Source organism: Nostoc sp. (assembly GCF_054880495.1).
In genome coordinates, this window is record NZ_JBTYKD010000003.1 from 1 (window position 1) to 4,318 (window position 4,318).

Below are 4,318 nucleotides of genomic sequence, written 5' to 3' on the forward strand. Positions count from 1 at the left end.
GGGGTTGACGTGCCAGTTGCAAGGACAAATGTCTTTGTTTGGGATGTTCGATCTGGGCTAAAGCTCAGTGTCTTTAGACCTGAGTTGCTTACTTCCATAGTTATAGAACTAGTCCTTTCAAGGTGACAAACGAAGATACGTTGTTCCAGTGCTACCACCTTGAATCCTCCGCTCAGATTTGGGGATTTTTGAAGGTCGAAATAACCAATCTTCGTTCCAAATTTCACCACCTTGAAAGGGCTAGTTATAGAACTTACGCATTGACAAATGAGGTAAAAAATGAATTACAGCTATTTTCAGGTAAATAGACCACGCGGTAGGGGCACAGCAATGCTCATTGGTGTCAACTTAACGTAGAAGTTAGACTTGGCAAGCTTTCCAGGTTTGACCCTCACAAGAACAGCCCCTCTCCCAATTTTGGGAGAGGGGAGCAAATTCTCTAGTTCCCCTTCTCCCAAGTTGGGATTCGGGGTTAGGGGATGAGGGCAAAACGCCTTCTCAAAGCAGATTTTTTCTGAAGTTGACACCAATGAGCTTTTTCTGTGCCCCTACGACAGATGTGGTTCAAATACATGATTTCTGCTGTAAAAAAATTAGTAACCAGTAAACACTCGTAACTGTTAAAAGCCGCCTTTTGGAGTTTCTGTAGGATTAGGATTCTCTGTAGTGGCAGGTTGGTTAGTATCGGGAAGTTTGTGTTGGGTACTCTTCTGACTACCTTGATTTTCTAGTTTAGATAGTGCCTGCTTTCCAAGATTTTCGGCTGCTTGTTTAAATAATGGTTCGATTCTGTTTCGCCAATATTGAGTATTAGGCAACTTTTCTGGATGGTTTTTATAATCTAAAACTTTATCCCATTTCCCATCATCTAGGGCTTTGTTGATCTCATTAGATATCGCCTCTGCCTTAGCCCAATCTTGCTGCCACTGGGCAATTACTTTACCTGTCTGTTGGATACCAGAAGCAGCATTTGCCGGAACCGATTTTAAAAGTGCGATCGCACCAATTATATCTCCTGATTCATACTTCTGTCTTGCTTGTTCTATAATATTGGCACTGTGATCACTAGGCTGCGATCGCTCTAATTTCCCCCCATCGGTAGTTGACCCCTCCGGCTTTTCTGGTAATGGAATTGATACATTCCTCAATTTTGGTTGTGGCTTGGGAATTGGTCGAGTTGCAATCAAGGTATCATCATTTACTGTCCTAGTTGCAATCCCTTTTTCGCGCAGGCAAGAACCCCATTCTTGATTATTGGCTATGACATCCGAGGATGCCCAAGCCAAACGACCAGATTTAAGTTTAACTTCTATCCAACCTCGTTTTGTTCGCTTGCCTGTTACCTCGAAACTGGTGTTATCGGTAACAGTTTGCAAAACATTATCAGAATTTATCGAACTAGGTTCAGAACGGATATTAGAATTTCCGACGACAACAGCCGAGCATTTGTTTACTAAGGCGGTATCCTTACCTGTAAGATTAGCAGCTAAATTTTTCATATTGGGAGCTACATTTGCTACTAAGGCAGCCCCACCACCTGCCAATAATATGGCAATTAATACCGGCCATGGGTCAGATTTGCTAGAGTCTTTGTGGGTAGGTTTGACAGGATTCGCTGGTGCAACTGCAACCGTTTGCAGCCGAGATAGTTGAGGTGTGGAAAGTGCAGGGATAGGATTAATGCTGTCTTTACATGCTTGCAGTGCTTCCGTGGCGTTTTGGTAGCGGTCTTTGAAGTGATAATGCACCATCTTGGACAACACTGCCGCCAGTCGATAGTTTACGGTTACTGATTGTTGCCAAATGATTTCGCCCGTTTCCGGGTCTTCTTGCAATTCTGTTGCCGATAATCCTGTTAATGCTTGAATGGCAATGATGCCGAGGGAATAGATATCACTGTTAGGACGGGGTTTACCTTGCCCTTGTTCTGTGGGCATATAGCCAGGAGTGCCAATAACTACCGTAGCCGAAGGTTGTCCGCCCACTGTTACCAGCTGTGTACGCAGTTGCTTCACTGCCCCAAAGTCTACTAAAACTAACTTATGATCTGAGGCGCGACGGATGATGTTATCTGGTTTGATGTCGCGGTGAATCACGCCTTGGCGATGGACAAATTCAAGAATTTCCAGAACTTCTTGTAACAGTTGAAATACTCGGCTTTCACTCCAGCGCTTACCAGGTATAAGTTCCTCAGCTAGGGTATGTCCTTCAATATATTCTTGTACTAAATAAAATTCTTGGTTCTCGTCAAAGTATGCTAGCAGCCTGGGTATTTGGTCATGGTTGCCCAGTTTTTCTAAGGTTTCGGCTTCGCTGTTGAATAGGCGTTTAGCAGTATCAAAAACTCTGGGGTCAGTTCCGGGTTTGAGGTGCTTGACAACGCAGATAGGATTGCCTGGCCGCCTAGTATCTTGGGCAATATAGGTTTGACCAAATCCTCCCATAGCGAGGACTCGAATTACTTGGTAACGATGGTCTAGTAGCTTGCCGATCATATTCCTTCCCCAGAATTATTACCTAATTTTCCAGTTACTAATAAATATCTGCAAATTTTCTTCAATGAAATCCGCTATCTTGAAAAAAGATTTAGATTAAAAACGCAGCTTTTTAATAAACGTAGACTGTTTATTTTTCTTTTAGTGTCCCTGTTTACTACCAATGCCACCGAAAATAACAAATCCAGTTGCATGGCAGCAGGCTGAAATCCTCATGCAACCTGCTTTCATTCGCGTTATCGACAATATCCGCAAGCTGCTTGATGAATCTTCCTGGACGGGAACTTACCACGATGTCCTGATTTGGCCGGCTAACACCACTGATGAAATTAAAATATTGGTGACTGAACTGTTGCAAGCGATGGAAACTGCAACGCCGGAAGAAGCAGATGAAATCAGAGAGACTCTTACTCGTCTGCCTGTGCCCCATCCAGGATATCATCTACGTTTGGAGCGTCAACAGCAACAAGCAAGTATCGATTTGTGGGAACTGTGTTATCAAGTGTGTTTTCTGGAATACACCCCACAGGAGGAAGTCGCTGATATTGATACTAGTTTAATTGATGAATTGGGTGAAGTCGATTGGTTGCGTTTGGATGCTAAGGTAAAGGAGTTAGTTGAACAGATGTTTACTAAATTGCCAGAGAGTTGAAGCTCTTATTACAGAACACCACAAAAAGGGTATGGAATTTAATCATTCGTAGGTTGGATAGAACGTAGTGAAACCCAACATCAAGTCTGAATATTTCTGAACCCCTTTTACGGTGACGTGTACTTAAGTAGGAATGCACAATTAAGTATAAGATAAAACCTCACCCTCAATCCCTCTCCGTGAGTTCGGAGAGGGAAGCCGGAGGCAGAGTAGGTTTTATATTTAATTTGACCCACTTACTTAGAATAGAATTATGGCGCTTTACTTAATAGTTTATACTGGCTTGCAAGTATTTAAAGATCCTTCAATTTACTTTTCAGATATATAGATTTTCAGTTGAATGCTTTCTTTCAAGCTGCTAAGGTAAGCTAGCAGCGCATAAATAAAAATCACAATTCCGACCATTTCCAAAAACTCTTCAACAATTATGCCAATTAACGTTATTAGAGTGCGTCGCCCAAAATCTACTCTCAAAACTCCACCCACCATTTCCATACCTAAGCCTCCACCCACATAAACAACTGCGGCAATCAGAAATAAATATCGAGTCTTTTGAGGGAGATGGAGCAAAAATTTGAGATATTTAAATGCAAAAACTCCCACTAAAACAGCACCAGGGATAACCCAGGTTTGGAAAAATATAGGATTGAGATGAAGCGATTGTCGCACTGACGGAATGATCAAAATCTCGTGAAAACTAAATGCTTCATCCAAACTCAAATAGAAAAATATCAAATATAGAGTTTTCCAGTAAACAAAATAGCGGTCTTTCGTCTTAATAGCGCTAATTACTTTAAGTAATCCCGAACAAAATAATAGAGAGAATGAAGAATACCAGGCAGGAATATTGAATTCTCCATCTAGGCTAAATAGTTCGTAAAACCACTTGGTAGCTGGGAAAGGAAATTCCGAGAGCCAGAAATAGCCACTTAGAATGCCTGCTAAGGTGAGGCACAGAACTATAACACTTAAACGTCGAGCAATTGTTTTAGCACTGAGATGAATTGGGAACTCCACACTATGGTTTGATAGTTGCTGCATACAAATATTGTTGAACTATAGGAATCATATTTGATTTCTGAAAAAATCTCGGTAGTCTTGTAGTAGACCCTCTTGGCTAGAATGTTGCAAAAAAATTGTCGGTTGGGGAGCCACTGCGTTGCGCGGGTTT

General features: G+C 41.9%; 3 protein-coding genes. 1 reads left to right on the forward strand and 2 read right to left on the reverse strand.

Annotated elements, in window-relative coordinates; translation table 11 throughout:
* Positions 1 to 620: 620 nt before the first annotated feature.
* On the reverse strand, positions 621 to 2,495 hold the full coding sequence (locus ACYTXL_RS00060) for a protein kinase domain-containing protein (protein WP_461922951.1): 1,875 nt from the start codon (positions 2,493 to 2,495) through the stop codon (positions 621 to 623).
* Positions 2,496 to 2,658: 163 nt separating this feature from the next.
* Between ACYTXL_RS00060 and ACYTXL_RS00065 the strand changes: the two genes are divergently transcribed.
* Positions 2,659 to 3,147, forward strand: a complete 489-nt coding sequence (locus ACYTXL_RS00065) for a hypothetical protein (protein ID WP_461922952.1) — start codon at positions 2,659 to 2,661, stop codon at positions 3,145 to 3,147.
* A 309-nt stretch (positions 3,148 to 3,456) separates the two neighbouring features.
* Here ACYTXL_RS00065 and ACYTXL_RS00070 read toward each other — a convergent pair whose 3' ends face one another.
* Positions 3,457 to 4,188, reverse strand: a complete 732-nt coding sequence (locus tag ACYTXL_RS00070) for a hypothetical protein (RefSeq protein ID WP_461922953.1) — start codon at positions 4,186 to 4,188, stop codon at positions 3,457 to 3,459.
* Positions 4,189 to 4,318 lie beyond the last annotated feature (130 nt).

Coding starts and splice junctions, on each gene's coding strand:
- ACYTXL_RS00070 (WP_461922953.1), bottom strand. CDS start 4,188: ATGCAGCAACTATCAAACCATAGTGTGGAGTTCCCAATTCATCTCAGT.
- ACYTXL_RS00060 (WP_461922951.1), bottom strand. CDS start 2,495: ATGATCGGCAAGCTACTAGACCATCGTTACCAAGTAATTCGAGTCCTC.
- ACYTXL_RS00065 (WP_461922952.1), top strand. CDS start 2,659: ATGCCACCGAAAATAACAAATCCAGTTGCATGGCAGCAGGCTGAAATC.